This window comes from Fulvivirga sediminis (genome assembly GCF_016757215.1).
GTDB classification, from domain to species: Bacteria; Bacteroidota; Bacteroidia; order Cytophagales; family Cyclobacteriaceae; genus Fulvivirga; species Fulvivirga sediminis.
The window spans coordinates 117,094-142,168 of record NZ_JAESIY010000006.1; the positions used below are offsets into that span (position 1 = coordinate 117,094).

At 37.2% G+C, this 25,075-nt stretch carries 23 protein-coding genes; 8 read left to right on the plus strand and 15 right to left on the minus strand.

What is annotated here, in order from left to right; genetic code table 11:
• Positions 1–96: 96 nt before the first annotated feature.
• A complete protein-coding gene (locus JL102_RS12090; RefSeq protein ID WP_202244674.1) occupies positions 97–1,926 on the minus strand; it encodes a vWA domain-containing protein in 1,830 nt (609 codons plus the stop codon).
• A gap of 102 nt (positions 1,927–2,028) precedes the next feature.
• Between JL102_RS12090 and JL102_RS12095 the strand changes: the two genes are divergently transcribed.
• Together JL102_RS12095 and JL102_RS24015 are read left to right on the plus strand one after the other, a co-directional pair.
• Entirely contained in the window at positions 2,029–2,604 is a 576-nt protein-coding gene (locus JL102_RS12095) for an RNA polymerase sigma factor (protein ID WP_202244675.1), read from the plus strand.
• On the plus strand, positions 2,594–3,934 hold the full coding sequence (locus JL102_RS24015; RefSeq protein ID WP_202244676.1) for a TonB family protein: 1,341 nt from the start codon (positions 2,594–2,596) through the stop codon (positions 3,932–3,934). The genes JL102_RS12095 and JL102_RS24015 overlap by 11 nt, the downstream gene beginning before the upstream one ends.
• Positions 3,935–3,936: 2 nt before the next feature.
• Here JL102_RS24015 and JL102_RS12105 read toward each other — a convergent pair whose 3' ends face one another.
• A complete protein-coding gene (locus JL102_RS12105; protein ID WP_202244677.1) occupies positions 3,937–5,652 on the minus strand; it encodes an alanine/glycine:cation symporter family protein in 1,716 nt (571 codons plus the stop codon).
• A gap of 192 nt (positions 5,653–5,844) precedes the next feature.
• Between JL102_RS12105 and JL102_RS12110 the strand changes: the two genes are divergently transcribed.
• Positions 5,845–6,393, plus strand: coding sequence for a hypothetical protein (locus tag JL102_RS12110; protein ID WP_202244678.1), 549 nt, complete (start codon positions 5,845–5,847; stop codon positions 6,391–6,393).
• Here JL102_RS12110 and JL102_RS12115 read toward each other — a convergent pair whose 3' ends face one another.
• Positions 6,394–7,143 carry a LytR/AlgR family response regulator transcription factor gene (locus JL102_RS12115; RefSeq protein ID WP_202244679.1) on the minus strand — a complete coding sequence of 250 codons (750 nt, stop codon included), beginning with the start codon at positions 7,141–7,143 and terminating at the stop codon, positions 6,394–6,396.
• A gap of 24 nt (positions 7,144–7,167) precedes the next feature.
• Positions 7,168–8,280 carry a sensor histidine kinase gene (locus JL102_RS12120; RefSeq protein ID WP_202244680.1) on the minus strand — a complete coding sequence of 371 codons (1,113 nt, stop codon included), beginning with the start codon at positions 8,278–8,280 and terminating at the stop codon, positions 7,168–7,170.
• Positions 8,281–8,501: 221 nt separating this feature from the next.
• On the opposite strand from JL102_RS12120, the gene JL102_RS12125 reads away from it, so the two are divergent.
• Entirely contained in the window at positions 8,502–9,719 is a 1,218-nt protein-coding gene (locus JL102_RS12125; protein ID WP_202244681.1) for a carboxypeptidase-like regulatory domain-containing protein, read from the plus strand.
• A 167-nt stretch (positions 9,720–9,886) separates the two neighbouring features.
• Here JL102_RS12125 and JL102_RS12130 read toward each other — a convergent pair whose 3' ends face one another.
• From JL102_RS12130 to JL102_RS12145, 4 genes are all read right to left on the minus strand, one after another.
• Positions 9,887–10,879, minus strand: a complete 993-nt coding sequence (locus JL102_RS12130) for a bifunctional heptose 7-phosphate kinase/heptose 1-phosphate adenyltransferase (RefSeq protein ID WP_202244682.1) — start codon at positions 10,877–10,879, stop codon at positions 9,887–9,889.
• 1 nt (position 10,880) lies between these two features.
• Complete coding sequence (locus JL102_RS12135) at positions 10,881–12,092, minus strand: pyridoxal phosphate-dependent aminotransferase (protein WP_202244683.1); 1,212 nt, start codon at positions 12,090–12,092, stop codon at positions 10,881–10,883.
• A gap of 184 nt (positions 12,093–12,276) precedes the next feature.
• Positions 12,277–12,891 (minus strand): recombination mediator RecR, encoded by a 615-nt coding sequence (recR, locus tag JL102_RS12140; protein ID WP_202244684.1) that lies wholly within the window; start codon positions 12,889–12,891, stop codon positions 12,277–12,279.
• Between the two features lie 129 nt (positions 12,892–13,020).
• Positions 13,021–13,296, minus strand: coding sequence for an ATP-dependent Clp protease adaptor ClpS (locus JL102_RS12145; protein ID WP_202244685.1), 276 nt, complete (start codon positions 13,294–13,296; stop codon positions 13,021–13,023).
• 72 nt (positions 13,297–13,368) lie between these two features.
• Here JL102_RS12145 and JL102_RS12150 point away from each other — a divergent pair, with 72 nt between their 5' ends.
• On the plus strand, positions 13,369–14,832 hold the full coding sequence (locus tag JL102_RS12150) for a sodium:solute symporter (protein ID WP_202244686.1): 1,464 nt from the start codon (positions 13,369–13,371) through the stop codon (positions 14,830–14,832).
• Between the two features lie 434 nt (positions 14,833–15,266).
• On the opposite strand, the gene JL102_RS12155 is transcribed toward JL102_RS12150, so the two are convergent.
• The gene (locus JL102_RS12155) at positions 15,267–15,602 is read right to left on the minus strand and encodes a rhodanese-like domain-containing protein (RefSeq protein ID WP_202244687.1); all 336 of its coding nucleotides are present in this window, start codon (positions 15,600–15,602) and stop codon (positions 15,267–15,269) included.
• Between the two features lie 151 nt (positions 15,603–15,753).
• Positions 15,754–16,089 carry an MGMT family protein gene (locus tag JL102_RS12160; protein WP_202244688.1) on the minus strand — a complete coding sequence of 112 codons (336 nt, stop codon included), beginning with the start codon at positions 16,087–16,089 and terminating at the stop codon, positions 15,754–15,756.
• A 114-nt stretch (positions 16,090–16,203) separates the two neighbouring features.
• Between JL102_RS12160 and JL102_RS12165 the strand changes: the two genes are divergently transcribed.
• From JL102_RS12165 to JL102_RS12175, 3 genes are all read left to right on the plus strand, one after another.
• Entirely contained in the window at positions 16,204–17,052 is an 849-nt protein-coding gene (locus JL102_RS12165) for a universal stress protein (RefSeq protein WP_202244689.1), read from the plus strand.
• On the plus strand, positions 17,045–18,292 hold the full coding sequence (locus JL102_RS12170; protein ID WP_202244690.1) for a cation:proton antiporter: 1,248 nt from the start codon (positions 17,045–17,047) through the stop codon (positions 18,290–18,292). The genes JL102_RS12165 and JL102_RS12170 overlap by 8 nt, the downstream gene beginning before the upstream one ends.
• 115 nt (positions 18,293–18,407) lie before the next feature.
• Positions 18,408–18,869: a bactofilin family protein gene (locus JL102_RS12175; protein WP_202244691.1), complete on the plus strand. Its 462-nt coding sequence runs from the start codon at positions 18,408–18,410 to the stop codon at positions 18,867–18,869.
• A 59-nt stretch (positions 18,870–18,928) separates the two neighbouring features.
• Here the strand turns inward: JL102_RS12175 and JL102_RS12180 are convergent, their stop codons facing one another.
• The 5 genes from JL102_RS12180 to JL102_RS12200 all read right to left on the minus strand — a co-directional run bounded on the left by JL102_RS12180 (position 18,929) and on the right by JL102_RS12200 (position 25,074).
• On the minus strand, positions 18,929–19,567 hold the full coding sequence (locus tag JL102_RS12180; RefSeq protein ID WP_202244692.1) for a porin family protein: 639 nt from the start codon (positions 19,565–19,567) through the stop codon (positions 18,929–18,931).
• Positions 19,568–19,712: 145 nt separating this feature from the next.
• Positions 19,713–20,792 carry an acyltransferase family protein gene (locus JL102_RS12185; protein ID WP_202244693.1) on the minus strand — a complete coding sequence of 360 codons (1,080 nt, stop codon included), beginning with the start codon at positions 20,790–20,792 and terminating at the stop codon, positions 19,713–19,715.
• Positions 20,793–20,995: 203 nt separating this feature from the next.
• Positions 20,996–22,981 carry a TonB-dependent receptor plug domain-containing protein gene (locus JL102_RS12190; protein ID WP_202244694.1) on the minus strand — a complete coding sequence of 662 codons (1,986 nt, stop codon included), beginning with the start codon at positions 22,979–22,981 and terminating at the stop codon, positions 20,996–20,998.
• A gap of 372 nt (positions 22,982–23,353) precedes the next feature.
• Positions 23,354–24,535 carry an ankyrin repeat domain-containing protein gene (locus JL102_RS12195; RefSeq protein ID WP_202244695.1) on the minus strand — a complete coding sequence of 394 codons (1,182 nt, stop codon included), beginning with the start codon at positions 24,533–24,535 and terminating at the stop codon, positions 23,354–23,356.
• A 14-nt stretch (positions 24,536–24,549) separates the two neighbouring features.
• On the minus strand, positions 24,550–25,074 hold the full coding sequence (locus JL102_RS12200) for a hypothetical protein (protein WP_202244696.1): 525 nt from the start codon (positions 25,072–25,074) through the stop codon (positions 24,550–24,552).
• Position 25,075 lies beyond the last annotated feature (1 nt).

Sequence of the window (25,075 nt, forward strand, 5' to 3'; positions counted from 1 at the left end):
TCAAGATTGATAAAGCAATAGGTCAAAAAACTCAAAATTGTTTTGTTTAGGTAAATAAAAAGAGCATCATGCGGTCACAGATGCTCTTTTTTCATTTTAATTTCGGGCCATAAGCATGCAGCTTTTGAGTAAATGAATAAACTCTGCTCTATACCCTTGTTCATCTTTACCCTCAGCCGATTGAGCCAATTCCAGCACATCCTGGTAATTCATATCATCGACATATTCCGATTGTCTCAGCAACATACCAAAACTGGCTATGGCCGCTGACCATCTGAAATTTTCAGAGGTGTCTGCCCATTTAATGCTTGTATCTTTCAATGGTTTTTCTATTAATTTACTTTCACTCCCCCTCGAATCTTTGTATCTCAGCTTCACCGTCAGTAATTCATCTGAACCTTCAGCCTCCTGAGATATTTCAATCTTTTGATATTTAAGATCATCAATAGGAGAAAACTTGCTATCAACACCAAAAGGGATAATTTCATATAGAGCCGTTACGGTATGTCCCGCGCCTAGCTCTCCAGCATCTTTTTTATCATCATTAAAATCCTCGTCATTAAGCAGTCTGTTTTCATACCCAATCAAACGATAGGCTTTCACCTTAGCAGGATTGAACTCAACCTGTATCTTCACATCTTTAGCTATGGTAAACAATGTCCCTCCAAATTCACTCACCAGCACTTTCTTTGCTTCCAGAATATTATCTATGTAAGCATAATTTCCATTGCCTTTATCTGCCAAAGTCTCCATTTTCGAATCCTTATAGTTACCCATACCAAAACCCAAGGCGGTTAAAAATATACCGTCATCTCGCTTTTCTTCTATCAGGCGCTGCATCTGTGCATCACTAGATTCTCCTACATTAAAATCTCCATCAGTAGCCAGAATAACTCTATTATTCCCATCTTCAATAAAATTTTCCTTAGCCACTTTGTAAGCCAGTTTTATTCCTTCTCCACCAGCAGTAGACCCTCCTGATTGTAATCCGTTAAGAGCTTTTAATATTTTACCTTTATGATCTCCGGAAGTAGAGGGTAAAACCACTCCCGCGGCTCCTGCATATACAACTATGGCTACCCTATCCTGAGGACGCAATTGCTGTGTTAACATTCTAAAAGAGGACTTCAGTAAAGGCAACTTATTTGCATCGCTCATAGAGCCGGATACATCCACTAAAAAAACCAGATTAACAGCAGGCAAATCTTCTACAGGAATATTCTTTCCTTGCAAGCCTATGTGCACCAACTTATGTTTTTGATTCCATGGAGCAGATGAGACCTCTGCATTTATTGAAAAAGGATCTTCCTTGGCAGGCTCCGAGTAATCATAATCAAAATAATTAATCATCTCTTCAATTCTTACCGCATCCTTTGGTGGCATTTGACCATTATTTAAAAATCGGCGTACATTGCTATAAGAGGCCGCATCTACGTCTATACTAAAAGTTGATAGAGGGTTTTTTATAGCATCTTTAAACACATTTTCCTCAATCGTATTATAACCTTCCGTATTAAATTCTATAGGCTGTGAGTCATAGGCTGGAGCCGAATTTTTTCTTTTGAACACCCCACTTATTCTCTTAGCCACACCCATTTTTCTTGAAGAATAGCCAACTACTACCACTTCCTCAAGCTCAGCTCCACCTGCTAACATAGCCACATTAATTACAGAATTGGTTCCAACCTGTACTTCTTTTGTTTCATATCCTATAAATGAAAAGACCAGGACATCTTCCGGAGTTACGTCTACCTCATATTTACCTTCTAAGTCTGTAATCACTTGATGTATGCCATTCTTAACTGTCACACTTACACCTGGTAAAGGGCTTCCATCATTTTCATCAATCACGGTACCTGATACTTTTTTCTGCCCATAGAGGATACCGCTTATAAGCAATAAACCAACAACTATTATATTCTTCATGACTTTATAATTAAATGAAACTTATTTACAGGATGCACTACCATAAAATTTTCCATAAATGCCAATGATTTTTTTTAAGTTTAAAGCTGCAAGATCAAATACATGCCAAAGCAAACACCAGACATACATGAAGACGAGTCGCTGATAAGAGCGTATCAAAACTCAGGAGATATGCAGGTAGTGGGCGTGCTTTTTAAAAAATATATGCACCTAGTGTATGGTGTCTGCCTCAAGTACTTCAAAAACAAAGAAGAAAGTCAGGATGCTGTAATGCAGATATTTGAGAAATTGACTGATAAATTACAAACTCAGGAAGTAGATAATTTTAAAAGCTGGCTTTACGTACTGTCTAAAAATCATTGTTTGATGCAGTTACGATCTGTTAAATATAAAAATCAGCAAGTCACTAAAGATATTGACTCTACCCATGTGGAATCTGACTTGCTTATGCATCATAATGATGAGCCACTTTTAGAAGAAGACCTGCAAGAATTAGAAAAATGTATAGAAGAACTTCAAAATGAACAGAAAAGGTGTATAGAATTGTTTTATCTTGAAAACAGATCATATAAAGAAGTGGAAGAAGCCACCAACTATGATTTGAAGAAGGTAAAAAGTTATATTCAAAACGGAAAAAGGAATTTAAAAATATGCATGGAGAAAAATAGTGAAAGATAATAATCACCATACTGAAGATATACTCACACCTGAGTTGATGGAGAAATACCTGAATGATGAACTTTCTAATTTGGAAAGAAACAGGGTAGAAAAGCTCATGCTCAATAATGACTTTGAGTCAGAAGCGATGGAGGGTTTTGAACAGTATGAAGGCTCTATAGCTGATGATCTTCAAAAACTCAACCAGCAGCTTGATTCTCGAATTAACAAAAAGAAAAAGACCTTACCAATATGGCTAAAAGTAGCAGCTTCTCTGCTTCTGATAGCCGTTGCCCTCACTTTCGTTTTTCAATATGAAGGAGTGCCGACTCAAGAAAACACCGCTCAAAACAGTGATTCTTCTTCAGAAAAACAAGAAACTACAGAAGACCAGGAGCTTTCTCAAAACACTTCAGAACAAGATAATAGCGACTCATTACTGGCTTTACAAAAAACTCCTATAGCCGCTGAGCCGATAAAAGCAGAAGAAAGCATAGAGCTAAAGGCACCTGTAGGTACTTCTCGACAAGCCATGGAGACCAGACAAAGTATACTATCAAAAAAGGAAGCTACACCCTCACCTCCAAAAGTAAGCACACTAAATATAGCGGAAGCCGAGCTATCAGAAATCACTTTTGAAACAGACACACTCATTGCTCCAACTCCAAAATTACGAGGAAGAGTAACTGGCACTCCTATTCCTAGTAACGAACTGGTGAATATATCTGCCGACCTTGAAGAGCCCTTACCTAACCAGGCCACTAAAGAAGATTTTCCAAAAGTAATTACAGGTGTAGTAAAAGCTGAAGATGGATCTCCTCTACCCGGTGTAAATGTGACTATTGCAGGCACTACTACGGGCACCGTGTCTGATACTAATGGGGAATACACCATAGTATCTCCTGACAACTTGCAATCCAGATCATTAATTTTTAGTTCTGTAGGCCTTACCTCCAAAGAAATAGCAATCGATGATCAAAATGAAATAGATGTAGAACTACAGAATGACGCCTTGCAACTGGCCGAAATAGTTACAACTGGATATGCCAAGAAAAAAGGTAAGAAAACAACTACTAAAGCTGTACCTGAAGGAGGAATGGATGCTTATGAAGAATATATTAAGGAGAATATTCAATACCCGAATGATAGTGTTAAGGGCATTGTAGTAATCACTTTTGATGTATCTGACAATGGCAAGCTATCTAATTTTGAAGTGAAAAAGAGCTTAGGAAAGGCTTATGATAATGAGGCTATTCGTCTTATAAAAAAAGGGCCAGCCTGGATACCGGCTAGCCACAATTCTGTTTCAGAAAAAGAAAATGTAAAGGTTAAAATAAAATTTAACCCTTAGTTTTAATTCTTCCTTTTAGAGTTTCTATCATCAGGAAAACCTGCTTTAAAGTCCTCCCAGTATTCTTTAACCGTGGTTTTCATTTCCTTGCTCAAAAGCAAAATTCCGAGCAAGTTAGGTAAGGTCATCAGAGCAATGGTAATACCTGACAGTGTCCAAATGATCGTGGTATCCGCAAATGAAGCCAGAAAGAAACCCACAATATATAATATCCTATAAAACACAATGTATTCACTTCCAAACAAGAAAGTAGTAGCTCTATCTCCATAATAAGACCAAGAAATGGCAGTAGAGAAAGCAAATAATAGCAGACCGAACGTAACAATATACTCGCCATATTTACCCAAGAAACTCCTTCTAAAAGCCTCTGCCGTAAGAGGTGCACTATGCACTAATGATTCTCCCCAGAAAGCAATGGACCTATCAGGATCTATTACATCTCCGTCTTTTACATGAAGAGTACCCGTGTACGGATTACCATTAGCCCCTAGCACCTCCACATTATCCGCAAAAGAACGTGAATGAACTAAGGTAACGTCACTAATGATCTCTCCTTCTTTAATTTCTAAATCTCCTGTATACTTGGTCATTTTCTTGTCATTCACCAAGTAGTCATATAGTTTTTTACGATCCTCCGGCTTGGTTTCGTCAAACCTAGAAGTAAGTATATCTAATTCCGTATATTCAAACTGATTATGGATTTTATCTTTCCATGCTCCAGAAGACAATAGCACCAAACCAGTAAGTGTACATATGATAATGGTATCTATGAATGGTTCTAATATAGCCACCATTCCTTCAGATACAGGCTCATGAGCTTTGGCCGCAGCATGAGCGATAGGTGCAGATCCTTGTCCTGCCTCATTTGAAAAAAGGCCTCTGTTTACACCTCTATTAAAAGCAAAAGCAAAATTAGCTCCCAAGAAACCTCCTGCTGCTGCAGAACCAGTAAGTACATCCTCAAAAATAGAGATGAATGAAGGGATTATATTTTCATAATTAGTAAATATTACCGCTAAAGCTCCAAGGAAATATATAATAGCCATGCCCGGCACCAACTTTTCAGTAACCTGAACAATCCTTTTGATTCCTCCTAAAATTACCAGAGCCAAAATCACTGCCAATACAGCTCCCGTTATCCACTGAGCTAATCCAAAAGAAGCAAAAATTGAACTAGCTATCTGGTTGATCTGAGGCAAGTTACCTGTTCCAAAAGATGAAAGAATAGTTGCGAATGCGAATATGCCACCAAGCCATCCCAAGTGGAATTTCTTACCAAACATTTTAAACTCTGCATTCTTCATATAATACATCGGCCCACCAGCGATACGACCCGTTTCATCTTTCTCTCGATATTTGTGAGATAGTGTTACCTCCACAAACTTGGTAGTCATACCCAAGAAAGCTGTAATGAGCATCCAGAACAAAGCTCCGGGCCCGCCAAGGTGAATAGCCAGTGCTACGCCTCCTATATTTCCTGTGCCCACAGTACCAGAAAGTGCAGTGGCTAAAGCCTGAAAGTGTGTGGCATCCCCCTGATCACCGTCTTTGTCATATTTACCGGTAACTATACGCAGAGCGTGGCCAAAATATCGAATTTGAGGAAAACCAAGATAAAGAGTAAAGAAAAGTCCTGTTCCTAACAAGGCGTATGGAAACCACCCTGCGCTACCAATGTAGCTATCAATTAGAACAAGAATATCGTTAAGTGTCTGCATGCTTTAAGTTTATAGTTTAGGATAGGTTGGCAAATCTAATAAATAAATCAAGACAACAAAGCTTTTTTATGCGTGTGGAGAAGGATAAGGCAGAAACTAGAAAGAATGTATATGATGTAAATCAAAAAAATACTAAAGTTGCAAACTTTCTAAAATGAAGCTCGTTTTAAAAAAATATTAAGTTTTTGTAAATTGAAAAAACATCTATCACTAGTCCTTTCGGTAGTGCTTTTAGTCACTTCTCATCATCTGCACGCACAGCCTAAAGATGGTGATATTAAGTCCATCAGAGAAGATTTGTTCTACTCTGAGTTTGATTTAGACAAATGCTGGGAATTTCATGACAGCATAGAAGAAATGAACTCAGAATTACCACTCATAAAAGCTTATCTGGCTGTTTCTGAAGCCCTTATTGCTAAGCATAGCTGGAACCCTGTAAGCAAATATTCCTATTTAAGAGAAAGTGAATCTTTACTTTCTGAAGCTGTTTCTGAAGATGATGATAACCTGGAGATAAGGTTTTTAAGGCTATATATTCAAAGAAGCATACCCAGCTATATGGGCATGAGCAAGAATATTAAAGAGGATAAAAAAGTAATCATGGCTAACCTTGATCAACTCAATGTAAAAGAATTGGGTCAGGATATTGTTGATTATATAGTAACTTATATGTCCTCATCAGAAGTAAGCACTGCTGATGAGGCGACATTAATAAAGGAGAAATTAAGTAGTAGTCAGTAATCAGACTACTTTTTTCCTTATCTGCTTAGCATAAGTTCTACTTACAGGGAAGCTCTTACCATTTTCCATTTTTACAATAAGACCTCCATTGAAATGCTTTTCTATTTCTTTTAAATAGCTAAGGTTAATAATGGTAGAGCGGTGTATTCTTATAAACTTATTAGGGTCCAGCTTTTCTTCTAGCTTACCTATACCAGAAGAGCTCAGGTATTGATCATTCTTTGTAGTAAGCACAGTATAATCACCTGATGCCTCTAAGTGTACAATGTCTTGCACGTCCAAATTAAGTAGCTTCTCAGATTTCTGCACAAAAAGATGGCTGCTATACTGTTCGTCTTCTTTCTTATTGGTTTGAAGATTCATCAATATGTCTTCCACATTAGACTTTTCTGCCGATATTCTATCTGTAGCTCTCTTAATAGCCAATTTAAAGCGTTCTTCATCCAAAGGCTTTAGCACATAATCGACTGCATTTTTATCAAAGGCTTGTATAGCATACTGGTCATAAGCGGTAGTGAATATCACATAAGGCTTATGGGTAATAGCCTCTAGCACATCAAAACCATTCATACCCGGCATTTGTACGTCCAGAAATATGAGCTTGGGCTTCATTTTATCTATTTTATCTACCGCCTCTTGTCCTTTAGAGCACTCGGCTATAACCTCTATTTCAGGATACGGCTCCAGAAATTCCAATAATAAATCTCGAGCCAATTTTTCATCATCTATAACTAAGCAATCTATCTTCATAAGTTCTTCAATTTAATAATTTTTTTAAACCGCTTCCAGTTTTCTCTGCTCATCTCTCACTTCCTCCCAGTTAGAGGGTAAGGTAAAGCTAACAGAATAACCATATTTTCCTGCATTAATATGCAGACAGGCCGACTTCCCATAGGTACTTTGAAGCCTTTTATCAGAATTTTTAAGACCAACTCCAGAAGACTTGCCATCGAGCACCTTCTTAGCATTGATCCCTAGTCCATCATCTGTAATTTCAAAGTAGATTCCAAATTCGGTACGTTTAACGATCATCCAAATAGTTCCTCCATCTTCTTTGGGACCTATTCCATACTTCACTGAATTTTCCACTAACGGTTGTAACACCATTGGGGGTATTTCCACACTCAAGCAAGTAGATTCTACCTCAGTAACATAACGTAACCGCTCTCCAAATCGCACTTGCTGTATCTTTAAATAATTTTCAATAAAATCCAATTCATGAATAAGCCTTACATTTTGCCCTGAATGCGAATCCAAAGCATATCTGAACACATCAGAAAGCTGCGTGATTACCTTCCGGGCTTTCTCTTTATTAGAGCTAATTAGCGTGCTAATAGAGTTTAGCGTATTAAAAAGAAAGTGAGGATTGATTTGTGATTTCAATAAAGAAAGCTCCATCTCTTTGTTTTTCAAGGCTAATTCGCTCTTCTCCTGATCTTTTCGCTGTAAGCTTTCAAAATACCGGATAACATAATATACGGCCACTGTAATCAAGTATTGATCATAAAACCGCATAGCTTCGAAACTAAGCAGGTCTTGCATATACTCTTTCCAATCATCCAAATAAACTCTTCCATCCAAATAATAATCAAAGTAGTAAGAAAAATAGCTTATGACCATGAAATACACGACCAACCCGCACAAATGCCCTGCTACCTGAAAAGGAAGACGAAATTTAAAAAGCCAATTACTATAGATAAAAGTGAGCGCTATAAGAATACATATAGCTTCAAAAAGATAAAACCCATTCCACAGCACCGCATTATTATATGGCTGCAATATTTGCCATTTCATAATAGATCCTATGGTATAATTAATGGCATACCAGGCACATATCAGCAAATAGGCTATCTTCCAGATCCTGGGTATCTTCTCTATAATTCTCAAGACAGAATATTTTTATTCAATATAAATTCAATAAAAAGAATTAAAGTTAAACTCAAAGATATAACTTTATCTATTCAAGACGTTTTTTTAAATACATCATTATAATTAAAAACTTACAAAACAATCATTTTGATTTAATATAGGGAGATTATATATTGATTAATTGTGGTTTCGTTTTGATATTTGTCACACGTGGCTTTAAGTTCTATCGCTAAAATCGTATGCGCCTGCTTTGTTTTCTAATATTAATTATTTTATCACCCGTACTTTGTCAAGCTCAGGCTACTATAACCATATCAGGAAAAATAGTAGACAAAGAGACCAATGACCCTCTCATTTTTGCTTCTGTAGGCATTAAAGGAGAGTCTATAAGTACAGTTTCTAACGCATTGGGCGAGTTTGATTTTCATATACCTGCAGATTATAAAAATAAAATACTTGTTATAAGAATGCTCGGATATGAAAATGTAGAAACCAACATCCGAAGCCTTCCACAACAAGATACAATAATATTTGCCCTCAAAAAAGCTGTACAGCTACTAGATGAGGTTGTTATTCAAGATTCTCTTAGTGGTGGAGATATAGTAGGCATTGCATTTTCTCGTATTGATCAGAATTTTCCCACCACTCCTTTTCTATTAGATGGATTTTACCGTGATCTCAAAAAGATAGGTGGCACGTATTATTCCTTATTAGAAGCCGCTGTAAAAATTTATGACGAAGATTATAAAGAGCCTAGAAACAAATATAGACTAAGGGAGCGTGTAGCCTTGGTAGAAGTACGCAAAAGCTATGGTTATAATAATAAATTCACCAATTACTTTGACCAGAATAACCTGCTTGAAGACCTTCTTCTCAATAATAATATACGTTATCGTCAATTTCCCGACGCCCAAGAATTCTATGACGACTTCAAAAGAGAACGTATTACCTATTACAACGGACATAGAGTTTTTGTAGTAGCTGCGTCTAGAGATTACTCCTTAAAGCTATATATAGACACTAAGTCTTATGCCATTATTCGCCTGGAGCTAGAACAGATATACCCTAAGGATTATATTATAAAAAGGAAAAACAAAGCTGTGAGTAAGTACATCAGTGATAGGAAGGTTATTGATTTCAAAGAATACGAAGGAAAAATGTACCTTAATTATATGAAGTTAATATCAAAAGTAAACTGGTATGACGCAAAAACAGATACACTTAAATTTGAAACAGAACTCTATCAAGAACTTCTAATTAATGAGATTCATACCTCGCCAGAACACCGCATAGCCAACACTAGAAAAATGAGACGATATGGCCTTCAGTATCAAGATGAAAAATACAATAAAAGCTTTTGGGAAAATTACAACGTAATTAAGGATACTCCTCTTGACAAAGAAATAATGGCAGATTTGGAAAGACAAGGCAACCTAGAAGATCAATTCGATTATTAATCGGCGAATACCGCTGCTCAACGTCCCAAACATCAACTCTAACGATCATCACTTTCTGATTTTTAAAGAAAAGCCGTACTTAGTATCAATTAAAGCCAACTATAGACAACAAAAACATCCGTGAGCCTAGGTGCCACGGATGTTTTTTGTTTTAAAAGCATTTCACTTTATATCCAACCTTGCTTTGAAGCTTCTTTTAATAGTGAGTCCTTATTAATTGGCACCACACCTATATGCTCACATACTAACCCTCCTCCTAAATTAGATAATGCGGCTATTAAAAATGGGGGTAAACCAAGAGCTACACACATTGCAGCTATACTAATTACGGTATCTCCTGCACCAGACACGTCTGATATTTCTCTCATATGAGCAGGCACCAAATGTTTTTCTCCTTTATAGGAAATAAAAACACCTCTTTCAGAAAGTGTAATCAAACTTCCTTCGCTTTCGAGCTTTTGGGTGAGCTGCTCTACTGATTTTTCGATGGCCTTTTGATCATGTTTTTCAAAATCTACTTTAAGACCTTCTTTTAGTTCCTTCAAGTTAGGCTTGAAAAAAGTGACCTTTTTATAATGGAGAAAATTTCTTTTTTTAGGATCAACTACTGTAGGAATACCCTTTGCACGAGCCATATCCACAGCTTTAGCAATCAACCCTTTACTAAGTACGCCTTTGTCATAATCTTCAAATATTACCACATCGGCCTTTTGTATTAGCTCTTCTATTTTCTGAGTAACCGCGGCTTCTTCCTTTTTATTAAGCAAGGCGTCCGTTTCCTCATCTACTCGCACTACGTGCTGATGAGAAGTCATCACTCTGGTTTTTACTGTGGTAGGACGGCTATCACTGACTACTATACCTTCCGCAGAAATAGCCTTTTCTTGTAGGCGGCCAATGAACCGTTTGCCACTTTCATCATCTCCTACTACAGCACATAACAGAGGCGTAGCCCCTAATGATTGTACATTGAGCGCCACATTAGCCGCACCGCCCAGCCTAAAATCTCTTTTTGTGGTTCTTACTACAGGCACGGGAGCTTCTGGAGAAATCCTCTCCACCACTCCCCATATATAGGCGTCTACCATAACATCGCCTATAATTAATACCTTTAAATTATTGAATGACTCGAATATCTCTTCTACTGAGCGGTACGACATTTTATGATAATAGACTCAACACTTCTTTAATCTTCTTAAGAGCTTCTTTCAACTCTACTTCTGACGCGGCGTATGAAAGACGAATACAATTAGGATCTCCAAAAGCTTCTCCTGTTACTAGAGACACGTGCGCTTTGTCTAAAATATACATGCAAAGGTCAGTGGCATTATTGATTTGAACACCTTCAGCAGATTTTCCAAAGTAACTACTTACATCAGGGAAGAAGTAAAAAGCACCTTTAGGCATATTAGTTTTGATACCAGGTATATCAGAAAGTAAATCAAAAACTAATTGTCTACGCTCTTCATAGGCCTTTTTCATTTCAAAAGTAGGGCCTAAATCACTAGTTAGTGCTGTAAGCGCTGCTCTTTGCGCTATAGAACAGTTAGCTGATGTAAACTGTCCTTGCATCTTCGTACAGCCTTTAGCCAACCAAGCCGGAGCTCCTATGTACCCTACTCTCCAGCCTGTCATGGCAAAACCTTTAGCAAAACCATTTACAGTTACCGTTCTATCTACCATTCCAGGAAGAGATGCGATACTCACTTTCTCTTCAGTATAGTTAATATGCTCATAGATTTCATCAGCAATAACAACAATGTTATCATGCTCTAATATAACCTGAGACATTTCTTCCAGTTCCTTTTTAGTAAATACAGAACCCGTAGGATTACAAGGAGATGAAAATATTACTGCTTTAGTTCTATCTGTAATAGCTTCTTTTAACTGCTGTGCAGATGCCTTAAATTCATTTTCGATAACTCCCTTAATAAATACCGGCTTACCTTCTGCCAATTCAATTAGAGCTGAATAGCTAACCCAGTATGGAGAGTATACAATCACTTCATCTCCAGGATTAAGCAAGGCAAACATAACATTAGCTATGGATTGCTTCGCGCCATTAGATACCACTATGTTTTCTGGCTGGTAAGAGATATTATTTTCTTCTTTGAATTTCTTTACAATAGCCTCTCTTAAATCCTGATAACCAGGAACAGGAGGGTAAGCAAAATACTTACCTTCGTCAATCGCCTGTTTAGCTCCTTCCTGAATATGCTTAGGGGTCTTAAAATCGGGTTCTCCCAGACTTAGACTAATAACATTAATTCCCTTGGACTTAAATTCCCTGGCCTTAGCCGCCATAGCTAAAGTTGCGGATTCCTCCATGTTTGCAATTCTGTCAGACAATTGAAAGGTTAGTAATTCACTCATTTTGATTTTATTTTTAAAAACGGGTCAAAAGTATAGATTCTACCAAAGAGTTACCACAAAATTGAAATACTTTTAATGAAACCCTTATATTGATAGAAGAACGTTCAATGAAACTCTTTATTTAAATCTAATAATTATGATTTAACAAATTATTATCAGATTATTAATCGCTTTACTTTAAGCGTCAATCTTTAGCGTAAGCTGTTCTACTCAAAATACTCCTTCCCAAAGTAATTTCATCAGCATACTCAAGCTCACCTCCAATAGGTATCCCCCTGGCGATAGTACTCAATTTCACCTCGTATTCTTTTAGTTTTTTAGTAAGATAAAAAGTGGTAGTATCGCCTTCCATCGTAGAACTTAAAGCAAAAATCACCTCTTTTACTGCTCCATGAGAATCTTTCACTCTATTTACCAGAGCATCAATATTCAGATCTGATGGACCAACACCCTCAATAGGTGAGATTACACCTCCCAACACATGATACAACCCTGTATATTGAGATGTATTTTCAATGGCCATAACGTCTCGAGTATCTTCCACCACACAAATGATAGATTTATCGCGTCTATGGCTCACACAAATATTACAAATCTCATCATCAGAAATGTTATGACAATATTTACAATAGCGAATATTTTGCCTCAACTCATTGAGCGCATGGGAAAGGGCCAGCGTCTGATCTTCAGATTCCTTTAATAAATAAAGAGCCAACCTCAGTGCTGTTTTTTTGCCTATGCCTGGAAGTTTTGAGATTTCTTCCACGGCTTGCTCTATTAATTTAGAAGGGTATTCCATATCACCTCAAAGATACAAGACTTGCACCTACATAAAAGACAAGGTAGAATGATTTAATTTAGATACAAAGATCCCATTACCAGACTGTTATCTGGGATTATTGCATTTTTTGAATTATTAAAGGACTGGCTAAACTACCTGAGCGTCGATCCCTGCTTCACAAATAGCCTCTTTCATAGGCTTTAAATTAGCTAGAGATCCCTTCTTTACAGAACACTTCCCATTGTAGTGTATGATATATGCACACTGCTCAGCCTGAGTGGTACTATGTTTACATACTCTCACCAATGTTTCAATAACATGATCAAAAGTATTCACGTCATCATTGAACACCATTAGGTCACGTACACCATCAACATCCTCTAAGACATCAACTAATTCTTCTTCTTTATATCCAAAATCCATAAAGTGAGCTTTAGCGTTACTTGTCAAAAGTAAAAAAAAATTAGAACTTTAGCCCGAATTAGACCACAATTTATGACCCCTACTTTAGTACTATCTGTTATTGCAATCTATTTTGCTGTATTAATCCTTATCTCCTTCATTACAGGAAAAAACACGGATTCTAAAACATTTTTCACTGCCAACAGGCAATCTCCATGGTATTTGGTAGCTTTTGGAATGATCGGAGCGTCTCTTTCAGGGGTAACATTCGTATCGATCCCTGGCTGGGTGGCATCTACTCAGTTTGGCTACATGCAAGTGGTACTGGGCTATCTGGTAGGCTACTTGGTAATAGGAACCATTCTTATGCCTTTATACTACAAGTTAAACCTAACTTCTATATATGAATACCTAGAGCAGCGATTTGGCTTTTGGTCATACAAAACGGGGGCGTTCTATTTTATATTTTCTCGAATCATAGGCTCTTCATTCAGGTTATTTTTAGTATCGGGCGTATTACAATTTGCTGTTTTTCGTCAGCTGGGTGTAGACTTCTCAGTAACGGTATTAGTAACCATTGCCCTGATCTGGATTTACACCTTTAGAAGCGGCATAAAAACTATTGTATGGACAGATACTTTGCAAACACTATTTATGATAACAGCCGTAATTACTGTTATCTATCTGATCAGCCAGGATTTGAACCTTTCTGTTAATGGAATGATCAGCGCAGTAAAAAGTAGTGAATATTCAAAAGTCTTATTTTGGGATTGGAAAAGCAGCAACAACTTTTTCAAGCAATTCATTTCAGGTGCTTTCATCGCTATTGTGATGACTGGCCTTGACCAGGACATGATGCAAAAGAACCTTACTTGCAAAACTATAGGAGAAGCACAAAAAAATATGTTTTGGTTTTCCATCATTTTAGTATTTGTGAACTTACTTTTCCTTACCATGGGAGCTCTTTTATATATGTACGCAGGTGCAAATGGCATAGCTATACCTGAAAAATCAGATGATTTATTTCCATTATTAGCGCTTAACCATTTTACATTATTTGCGGGAGTAGTATTTTTATTAGGAATTATAGCAGCCGCCTATAGCAGTGCAGACTCTGCTCTTACAGCGCTAACTACTTCATTTTGTGTAGATTTTCTTAATTTCAACCCACAAGACGACTCTCCTGAAACTCAGAAAAAACAAAAGAAAACGAGGTTAATGGTTCACTTATCCTTTTCTTTTATACTTTTTTTGGTGATTATTATTTTTAAAGAAATCAATAATGAAGCTGTAATCAGTTCGGTATTTAAAGCTGCCGGCTATACCTACGGGCCATTGCTCGGACTTTATTCCTTTGGCCTTTTTACCAAACTGGAGATTAAAGACAAATGGGTACCAGTGGTATGCATTATATCACCTGTCCTATCTTTACTTATAAACAACTACTCTGAGAAACTATTGAAGGGTTATGAGTTTGGTTTTGAGATATTAATACTCAATGGAGCCTTTACTTTTGTCGGGTTATTGATGTTAGTAAAAAAGAAAAGCCGCCCCTAACCACAAAGGCGGCTTCATAAGCTGTAAATACTAAAACCAACTAAATACAACTACAGCTTATTCTTAACCTAAACCTAACGTGTTTACATTAGCCAATAGGTGTGCCAACACATAAAAGCACTGTTTAAAAGAGGATTTTAATATTTAACAATTTAATTTTCTCCCATTTTAGGCTTATTAGTTTCATTTTGAGATTTTCTTATATATCTGACACTCATATGAAACCAATGACCTCAGATGGCCCCAACCGTTAGAACTCGGTTCTAAAAAAAGAAAAAGCCGACCTCAAATAGAGATCGGCTTTAACACCCAAATTTAACACTCACTAAAACGAAAAATAGACAATCTATTAATGAATTTCGAAAGGAGATAATACTAGGTGTGAATAAGAAAGATTAAAACAAAACCACAAGGCCTATTTACCATCGTTCCTTTCAAGAAGCTTTTCTCGCTCTTAAATCTCCATCAATGCTCTGAGCTTGTAGCTTACTAAATTCTTCATTCAGATTATAAATGTGGCTAAACCCTTCTTGCGCCATAATCATAGAAACCATTGCGCTCCTTCCTCCCATTCTACAGTGTATAAAATAAGATTTACTCTTATCCAGCTTCTTCAATTCATCCAATTGAGTAGAAGGAATATTAAGAGCACCTTTCAAAGCCTCTAGTTTAAATTCCTTCTCAGTTCTTACATCTAAAAGAATAGCAAATGGAGTAGAATTATAAAGCTCAACGAATTCTCTCGAATTCAAATTCCTGAAAGCCTTCATAAATTTTACTTAAATAATAGCGATTAACAATAATATGAAGTGTATTACCTAAGATTATGCCAATATTAAATTTGTTAAAATAAAGCCTATTTATTACATATGTACTACATCTGCTATATACAAAATCAGGAAACCTCTTCCAATTCTGGGATTATATAGTAAGTTCTTCTGAGGGGTTCCAAAAAGCCTGTTGAAAATTTTGAATCATATCGTCTTTCACTTTCAATCCTTCCTCTTCCAACGCTTGCTGCATTTTTTCTGGAGGGCTAAAGTGCGCTTTACCAGAGAGCATACCTAAACGGTTTACCACCCTATGCGCCGGCACATCTTCTAAGTTATGAGCGGCATTCATAGCCCAGCCTACCATCCTCGCACTTTTGGCCGCTCCTAGGTAGTGAGCTATAGCCCCATAACTGGTAACACGCCCTTTGGGAATAAGACGAACAACATCATAAACATCTTCAAAAAAACTTCCTTTATCAGCCATAATTATTTAATATACTCTTGCACACACTACACAAATTAATTGGTAGTTAATAAAACGAACAATAAGTAAGTTCATTTAAAATCATTATTTTAGGTGTATCCGTAAAGTAACAATATGTTTGAACGAATAGCCATCGCCATAGCATTTTCTCCCCGACTACAAACTTTGCTAGCTGAAGCCAATCGTATACAACAGCTTTTTGATAGTGAGCTGATCATCATCCATGTGGGTAGCCATACGCAGGAAGACAACATGAAGATGGAAAGCAGCTTAAAAGACGCTGATTTACTAGAAAAAGTAAAAGTAATATGGGAATCTGGCGACCCGGCTAAGCGCATATTATCTGTTTGCAAAAAAGAGAAGGTAGACCTACTGGTAGCTGGCGCACTTAAAAAGGAAGATTTCATCAATTACTACCTTGGCTCTATCGCCAGGAAAATACTTAGAAAGGCTGACTGCTCCGTGCTTATGCTCACTGAGCCTTCACTGAAAAGCAACCCTTCTAAACGTATGGTGATACATGCGGAAGACAGCCCCTATGCTACGGAAGCCATTAAAGTTGGCACATATATAGGCAAGGTACAAAGCACCTCTCAGCTACATATAGTAAGAGAAATCAAATTATATGGGCTGGCTATGTCTGCTAGCAGCGAAAGAACAGAAGATGAGTTATCTGAAATAAGAAGAAATCTCGTAAACGAAGAGATACAAATAGTACAGGATATCCTTAAAGAATTAGACACCATTGGACTAAAAATTAATATAAAAGTCATTTCCGGAAAATCAGGCTTTGAACTGTCCAACTTCTGCAACCGTACCAAGTCAGACTTACTCATAGTGGGTGCACCCAACCGGAAAATGGGTATTTTCGACAGAGTATTTCCGCATGATCTTGAGTATATCTTTGCTGACTTACCTTGCGACATCCTTATTGTTAACCCCAAACGAAAAAACAATGGATAAGCTGAACCACAGTGAAGTAATCAACCTGCTTATACAGCTATGCGTTATGCTAAGCCTAGGAAGACTCATGGCTGAGCTTGCCAGAAAGTTTAAACAACCTGCTGTAGTAGGAGAAATATTAGCGGGAATTATCTTAGGCCCAACCATATTAGGGAATTTCACTCCTGAAATATTCGAAATGCTCTTCCCTACCTCCGGAGCTTCGGCCGTAGTACTAGATGGCTTTATACAAGTAGCCGTAGTATTACTGCTATTCATAGCAGGTCTGGAGGTAGACCTCCACATAGTTTGGCAACAAGGAAAGCAAGCCTTGTACGTGAGCTTAGTATCTTTAATAGTACCTTTTGTGGCAGGCTTTATTGTAACTTGGTTTTTTCCTGAAATATTTAACTATACTGATCATAGCAAGCAGCTAGTATTTGCCATGTTTATAGGTACTGTAATGGCCATAACGGCCTTACCTGTAGTCGCCCGTGTATTAATGGATCTGGATGTTTTTAAAACCAGAATGGGCATGCTCATCATAGCCTCCGCGATGATTATAGACCTAGTAGGATGGATCATATTTACTATCATTTTAAATATGATGGGCAGCAACTCTGAATCCCTGAGTTTAAGCAAAACCATTTGGATCTCTGTAGGGTTTACTGTGCTTATGCTCACGGTGGGCAAGGGACTCATTAATAAAGTTCTGCCCTGGATCAATAAAAGACTAGCATGGCCTGGCGGTTTACTTTCTCTATCCTTAGCCATTTGCTTTCTGGGAGCCGCTTTTACAGAATACATAGGCATACATAGTATTTTCGGAGCCTTTATAATAGGCGTAGCTCTGGGAGACTCCAAGCACCTATCTGAGAGGGCCAAAGAAATCATTCATCAGTTTATTAATAACATATTTGCCCCACTATTTTTCATTTCTATCGGTCTAGGCATCGACTTTATTTCGGCATTTAATCTACAGATTATATTAGTACTGCTGGTGCTGGCCTTTATTTTTAAAGTATTGGGGGCCACGCTGGGAGCCAGAATGGGGGGGCTCTCGAAGTATGAATCTATGGCTGTAGGCTTTGGGATGAACACTCATGGCACTTTAGAAGTAATTTTAGGTGCCATAGCACTAAACGAGGGACTGATTACTGATGAGATTTTTGTAGCTATACTCGTAATGGTAGTAGTAACCATAATTGCATCAGCTCCATTGATGAAATATTGCTTAAAATTTGTACCAACAAAAAACTAACATATTGAAAACCAATAATCTTATAATTTTGTATTTAACCTAGTATTATTGCTAACTACAGACAGCCAGTAGTTAGAATTAGTTCCATTCTATACCTTAGTTAAAAAAGTGACTCATGTTTAATAAGAATAATCAAGTGAAAGGAAGAGAAGACAAATCGTCTCAAGAGTTTATTAATTCTAATAACATTATAGGTAAAGGGAGTACCTTTTCAGGTAACATTGAAACCTATGGGAACCTGCGAGTAGAAGGCCGCATCATCGGTGATGTACGATCTAAGTCTAAAGTAGCGGTAGGACAGTCCGCTGTGATAGAAGGTAACATTCTTTCTCAGGTAGCTGAAATTGAAGGTGAAGTAAACGGCTCCGTTGAAGTATCTGATCTTCTGGTGCTAAAACCTAACTGCACTATAAAAGGCGACATTATTACTAACAAATTGGTAGTAGAAGCCGGAGCTAAATTTGATGGAAAATGTAATATGGGCCAAGCCGTAAAGAAAATAGAGTTTGAACATAGTAGCAATAATAATTCAACTAGTTCATCCTCTACTCAAAAGGCTGAAAGCTCCTCTAAATGAAATTAAAAAAGCCTTTTGATATAAGTATCAAAAGGCTTTCATATCTAAGTTCAATTAACTTACTGCAAGTTAAAAGCAACAAATACAGTGGCTGATGAGTTTTTAGCATCTCCCAAAAAGAACTCAGCATCATCACTGTCTGCAATTTCAGCAAGACCATAATTATATCTTGCTCCTAGAGTTATAGCTGAGAAGTTAAACCCTACACCCCCAGATAAACCATAGTCAAATTTCTTAAAATCATCTCTATCAAGATCATAACTGTTTTCTCCAAAGATGTCATCATCAGAATCTATACTAGTACCTACAAGATAAGACACATATGGACCTACGTTAATATCTACAGCATCTCCTAGCTTGAAAGTAGCCAACACAGGTAATTCAATGTAGTTTAGATTAAAATCGGCCTTTCCATCGATATCAAAAACATCATTGCTTCCGTACTCAGTACTTGCCCCTTTAGTAGCGTACAATAACTCTGGCTGGATAGCGAATGATTCTCCTAACATAAGCTGAGTATAAACACCGGCGGTAAAACCTACTCTTACGTTCTCGTCATCTACATCATCCACATATAAATTACTTAAGTTTAAACCACCTTTTATACCGGATCTTGCCTCCTGGGCACTAGCTTGCTTAACACCTACTAACATTAACAAGACAGCCACGACTCCTAGTTTAAAATTAATTTGTTTCATATTTTTAGTTTACGTTAAATTTGAAATCTATAATGAAACAACTATGCCAAAAGGCCAATTTGAAGAGCTGAGGCTATTTGCGGGGTATTGAGCGCTAATTATTGAGAAATACTTTACTCAAAAGCGTAGACTCGGATGCATTATCCTACACTTTTAGAAAAATCCTTCTTTTGTACAGTACCCAAACCGGAATAAATGTGACGCCGACAAAAAATAAAGCGTAAATGAGTGAGCTTAATTCAGGGTTTCCTGTAATTGTTTTTAACCATCGAAAAAAAGGAACCTGAATAGTATACCCAAAACCATAAGAAAGCAAAACCCCAAAGATGTAAGCAAAAATAGCATTCACCCCAAAAGCTTTAAAGATCAACCATCCTTTACCTCTCCACCTTTTAACATCTAGCAACCAATATAATATGGCTAAAAAATTCAGAGCAATACCTCCGGAGTACAACACATAGGAACTTGTCCATAAACTCTTATTGATAGGAAAGGCCATATCCCAAAACAAGCCAAGCACTATTAACACATTTCCAACGACAAACAGGCCTATGACCATCGTTTCTTTGCTTTGCTTTAGTTGCAACCACTGCCCTGCCAACATTCCAATTATGCCTGTTACTATTGCCGGAAAGGTACTCATAAGCCCTTCCGGATCCCAGGTTTTAGTAGATGACCACATATGTCCAGATAGAAAATAAGCATCTATATGTGCGGCTAAATTATCTCCCGGAAGCAAATTTTGATTATAAGACATAGGCAATACCGCCATTAAAAGCCAATACAGCAGCAACACAATAATGGAAATAATCACTTGAGACTTCCAGCTTGTTTTCAAAAAGAGGACAGCACAAACTAAAAAAACAATGGCGATCCGCTGCAGCACCCCCGGAATACGAATGCTTTCCAAATGAAAAAAAGGAAAAGCATTGAGAAACAAGCCAATACCAAAAAGGATTATACTGCGCTTAATAATATGCCCTATTCGGCTACTATGATGCTGCTTCTCATACCTCACCTTTTTTAATGATAGGCTAACAGAAACCCCTACAATAAATAAAAAGAAAGGAAAAACCAGGTCGGTAGGTGTACAGCCATGCCATGAAGCATGCTCTAGTGGAGAATAAATATAACTCCAAGAGCCAGGATCATTTACTATAAGCATAGCCACTATGGTAATGCCCCTAAAAACATCTAAAGAGAGTAATCGATCAGGTTTGGTCAATTGAGGAACAGGTTTAATAGTTCAGACATCTCTAATCATACCCCTACCAAAGCTCACGCCCCTTATGATTACGACCAATATAATCTCTTGGCTCCTATTTACAAAACGGTTAAATAAATTCAATTACAAATGAAATAGCACATCCTAATAAGGGTAAACCTCCGCCGTTTACCTTTAAAATTATAAAAAACAATAATAAAAACTCAAAAGCCTACTTTATAAACTAATTTTATTCCATACTCAGTTGATTTTGAAGGTAAGGGAGCATGCCCACTATTGTAGGGTTGAATAAAGGAATAATCGTTATTGGTAATATTGTGCACCCCCACTCCCACATCCAGGTTTTTCACGAACAAGTTATTGTAATTTAAATAGACATTTACGAATACTACTGGATCGAACTCTTCCAATACCGGCTCAAAGTTATCATCTATGGAACTATACCCGTAGCGTTTACCAAGATATGTTGCAGATGGGTTTATGGTGAAATTGTCGGTAATATGTAAGCCTGCCAGCAAATTAATCTGACTTTTAGCAAACCCAAGCATCATATCATCTTCCCCTGGCACCTTATAAGATTCCACCTTATTATCTTTAGTAAGATAGTATGAGTAATTAAGGTTAGCTGAAATACTTTTGCTTTGATATATATATACTAATTCTATCCCTTCAGAACCTGTTTTATTGAAATTATCATACCCATCAACATCTGCAGTATAAAAAAACACTATAGGATCATCAATCACCGTCTTAAATAAGTTAGCGGTAAGAAGCATATTATCCGTTAGCTTATAGCCTGCCTCCACTTCTAATACGGACGTGCGCTCAGGGTCTATTTCTGGATTAGTATCAATATTTTGAATACTTGGCGCTCTAAAAGCCTGGCTCGCCAGCAATTTAAAATGAAAGTTATTAATGGTTTTAGTCATTGCCAGCCGTGGCACAAAAGAACTACCAAACTGCTCATGATTATTAAATCTAGCACCCACAGTAATATTAGCAAAGCTGGTCTTAAAAAGCGCTTGGCTAAAAATTGACAAATTATAAAAACTAATATTCGGCGAATTATTTAATTTATAAACACCAGTCTTAAATTCTCCTTTATTCTCATATACCTCTACACCAGTATTAAGATTTATTGAAGAGTTAAAGTCAACGTTCAATTTAATGTTTCCTGATATCTTCGCCAACTTCCTATATGAATACGCGCCAAAGTACCCTAATGCATCCATTCTTTGGGCAGCCTCTCCATTAGACTTCCAAGGAGCTTGATCCTTATATTGAAATTGAGGCATTATAGTTACTTTGTCTGATAGCGCCCAGCTATACTTTATATTTACCGCATTGGTTTTAAACTCCAAATTCACCGCCTCAGGCATGGAGACATAAAACAAATCTCTCTGTTCCAGTCTATAATTCTCGTGTAATAGCCTTACAGAAAGACCTTTAAAAGAAAAACCTCCGTTGAGATGTATATTCTTAATATCAGAATCATCAGTCATATCATAAGAAAAACCGACTATATCAGTATAGGTCCTATTGCTTCTTAAGTGCTTGGAAGCCGTGACCTTGGCATCGAAAGCAAAATCTCCTAATTCCTTACCCACCATGACCGTACTACTAAACCTACCAAAATCACTCTGCATTTGACCATAAGATACAGCAGCGGACACACCTCCAATATTCTCCGCCTTTTTACTTATAATATTTATTACTCCTAATTCTGCGTAACCACCATAAAGGGCTGATCCCGGACCTCTTATAATCTCAATTCTTTCTATTTGATCTAATGGGAAACGATCTCCTATAGCCGTAGTGGCATAAGAAGTTTCATTCATTTCATGGCCATCCAAAAGAACTAATATTTTACCCTCAAAAGCCCAATTACCCCGCACACCTATGCCTAACGCTCCCGATACATCCATACCAAATTGAAAACCTGGAACTGTTCTTAAAACATCAATCAAATCCCGCGCTCCGCTTTTGGCGATATCATCAGCTGTTATTAAGCTCACTATACCTGGAGACTCACGTGGAGAAAGTGCCTGTGAAGATGCCACTGCAATAGGGATGTTCATCAACTCTTCCAATGTAAGATCACTTCCAAGGGTAGAATCGGATTTAACTTGTGAGGATACCAAATGGGGACACAAAAAAATAAAGATCAGACAAATAAAAACTCCTTTCATAGCACTTTGTATTTAAATTTTATATAAGTTTTTATAATATAAACACAATCAAAATAAGTCAATTCACAATTATTGCTAATCATATATTAATATAAAACCAATTAATCGTAATTAGTAATAAAAACTATAATTATTAAAGATAGCAGGAGCACAAAGGCCTAAGAACGAGACTTGGATAACCTGGTTTTGAATAAGAATTTTTGATAATTAAATATTATATAGACTTTTAAACTTAGTCTTGAAGGAATAAAAACATAGCTTTTTATTTCAGCTTCGTATCAATGAAAGTTGGGATATACTGATTTGAACAGCACAAAAAAAGGTTCGCCTGCTTGCGCCGACGAACCTTTATAAGGTCTCTTTTTAGGATTATTAGCTCTGCTTCATTAAATACTCCACTGTCATATATTTTTTACTATCCTGAGCTGCAAGATCCTGTGGCGTTTGTCCGCTATTATTTTGGAGGCTAGGGTCGGCCCCGGCTTTAACTAATAGCTTCACCTTTTTATATACCTCTTTAGCCTTACTTTCTTCAAAGTTTACATTATAGTTACAAACCTTATGCAAACTGCTGTTCCCTTCATGATCAACCACATTCGGATCGAAATCTACATATTCCAAGAACAGCTCTAAGTACTCTGACTTTTTATCAAGTATTAGATCTAATGGCGTCTGCTCCTTTTGATAATTGCCTTTATTAATTTGGTAAGGATCAAAACCTATTTCCAGAAACTTAGTAAAAAAGGTCTCATCTGTACTGCTAAGTGAGTCAGAAGTGCTATTTAAAAAGCGAAAAACAACGCTTTGCTGCTCATTATCCTGCTTTTCCAGATCAAGGCTTACTCCGTGATTTTCCAGTATCTCAAATTGCTCTTCATTTAAATGTGCTAAAGCCAGCTCTAATGCATTCTTACCTTTCACTTCTACAAAAGGATCCGCCCCATTCTCTAACAGTGCTATAAAGGTTGCTTTAGAATAGGTATTACTATTAGTTAGCTGACGCAGAAGGGGGGTCTGCTCCCAATTATTTGCTGCATCAATATCTACGCCTTCACTCACTAAATATTCTATATAATCTGATGCGAGTTGCGCATCTTTCACAGAAACTTTATGCAAGTAATTCTCACCCTTATCATCAACAAATTGGATATCACAACCCGCCTCATTCATACATTTTAGCACATCCACCGGAACGTTTTGACTGATAGCAAAGCTAAATAAATTCGTTCCACGGATAGGCTCATCTATGTTATCAGCTTTTTGCAGCAGTGCTTTTAACTCCTCCAGTGAATCAGTAGGATCATTCCATTTGAAATAGGATATAACCTTACCCAGTATTGAAGTATCCAGATTATTGTATTCGTATACATCCAGCTCAATCAATCCTTTATCAGCTAAAGCATTGAGTAAAGCAAGCCCTGCCGCATGCTGATGCATATTCTGAAAGAAAAAGGACTGCTCCAGCGCTGCTTTAACATCCTTTTTTGCACTCTCCCCTACCAGCTCAGCAGCCTTATTATAATCTTTATTATTAATAGCTTCTAAAAGCGTCATTTTAAAATTTTTATTTAAGATGGGTTATTAAGAATATCCGTGCCTAATTCTTTAAGTGCTTTAACAATGTATTCTGTTAAAATAGCCGAGGCACTTTTGCAATTTTTAAGCAACTCGCAGCCACTACATTCTTCATACACTTGCTTATAAAGGTCATTAACATTGGCAGAAAGCGTCACCGAACTTTTATGGGAAGCAAAATTAGTAGCGAGAAGCATCATTATAATCTCCTTGTAATCACGGTTATTATCATCATTGCCTCCCAGCAACTTGTCTTTACCTCCACGCATTATTTGCTCAAAGTCTTTCAACATACTTTGTCCGTCTTGCTCTTTTTGCACAAAAAGGCGTAGTTGCTTGAGGTTTGCCTCTTTCTCCTGACTACACTCTATGGCGGCCACGGCCTGTCGCTCTAGATCTGATGGAGGAACCATAGCAAAAAGCATCGGCGCATAACGTGCCGCATCTGATGCTTTCCAATATCCTTTCTTTAAATCTTTGGCTATTACCTCTGTTAGAGATGCCTTTTTTCTATCCATC

Excerpts from the sequence above, each read along its gene's own strand:
- JL102_RS12180 (WP_202244692.1), bottom strand. The coding sequence starts at position 19,567 with ATGAAACAAATTAATTTTAAACTAGGAGTCGTGGCTGTCTTGTTAATG.
- JL102_RS12145 (WP_202244685.1), bottom strand. The coding sequence starts at position 13,296 with ATGGATTTTGGATATAAAGAAGAAGAATTAGTTGATGTCTTAGAGGAT.
- JL102_RS12175 (WP_202244691.1), top strand. The coding sequence starts at position 18,408 with ATGTTTAATAAGAATAATCAAGTGAAAGGAAGAGAAGACAAATCGTCT.
- JL102_RS12130 (WP_202244682.1), bottom strand. The coding sequence starts at position 10,879 with ATGTCGTACCGCTCAGTAGAAGAGATATTCGAGTCATTCAATAATTTA.
- JL102_RS12150 (WP_202244686.1), top strand. The coding sequence starts at position 13,369 with ATGACCCCTACTTTAGTACTATCTGTTATTGCAATCTATTTTGCTGTA.
- recR (WP_202244684.1), bottom strand. The coding sequence starts at position 12,891 with ATGGAATACCCTTCTAAATTAATAGAGCAAGCCGTGGAAGAAATCTCA.
- JL102_RS12170 (WP_202244690.1), top strand. The coding sequence starts at position 17,045 with ATGGATAAGCTGAACCACAGTGAAGTAATCAACCTGCTTATACAGCTA.
- JL102_RS12200 (WP_202244696.1), bottom strand. The coding sequence starts at position 25,074 with ATGGATAGAAAAAAGGCATCTCTAACAGAGGTAATAGCCAAAGATTTA.
- JL102_RS12190 (WP_202244694.1), bottom strand. The coding sequence starts at position 22,981 with ATGAAAGGAGTTTTTATTTGTCTGATCTTTATTTTTTTGTGTCCCCAT.
- JL102_RS12155 (WP_202244687.1), bottom strand. The coding sequence starts at position 15,602 with ATGAAGGCTTTCAGGAATTTGAATTCGAGAGAATTCGTTGAGCTTTAT.
- JL102_RS12105 (WP_202244677.1), bottom strand. The coding sequence starts at position 5,652 with ATGCAGACACTTAACGATATTCTTGTTCTAATTGATAGCTACATTGGT.
- JL102_RS12160 (WP_202244688.1), bottom strand. The coding sequence starts at position 16,089 with ATGGCTGATAAAGGAAGTTTTTTTGAAGATGTTTATGATGTTGTTCGT.
- JL102_RS12095 (WP_202244675.1), top strand. The coding sequence starts at position 2,029 with ATGCCAAAGCAAACACCAGACATACATGAAGACGAGTCGCTGATAAGA.
- JL102_RS12135 (WP_202244683.1), bottom strand. The coding sequence starts at position 12,092 with ATGAGTGAATTACTAACCTTTCAATTGTCTGACAGAATTGCAAACATG.
- JL102_RS12165 (WP_202244689.1), top strand. The coding sequence starts at position 16,204 with ATGTTTGAACGAATAGCCATCGCCATAGCATTTTCTCCCCGACTACAA.
- JL102_RS12195 (WP_202244695.1), bottom strand. The coding sequence starts at position 24,535 with ATGACGCTTTTAGAAGCTATTAATAATAAAGATTATAATAAGGCTGCT.
- JL102_RS12125 (WP_202244681.1), top strand. The coding sequence starts at position 8,502 with ATGCGCCTGCTTTGTTTTCTAATATTAATTATTTTATCACCCGTACTT.
- JL102_RS12115 (WP_202244679.1), bottom strand. The coding sequence starts at position 7,143 with ATGAAGATAGATTGCTTAGTTATAGATGATGAAAAATTGGCTCGAGAT.
- JL102_RS12090 (WP_202244674.1), bottom strand. The coding sequence starts at position 1,926 with ATGAAGAATATAATAGTTGTTGGTTTATTGCTTATAAGCGGTATCCTC.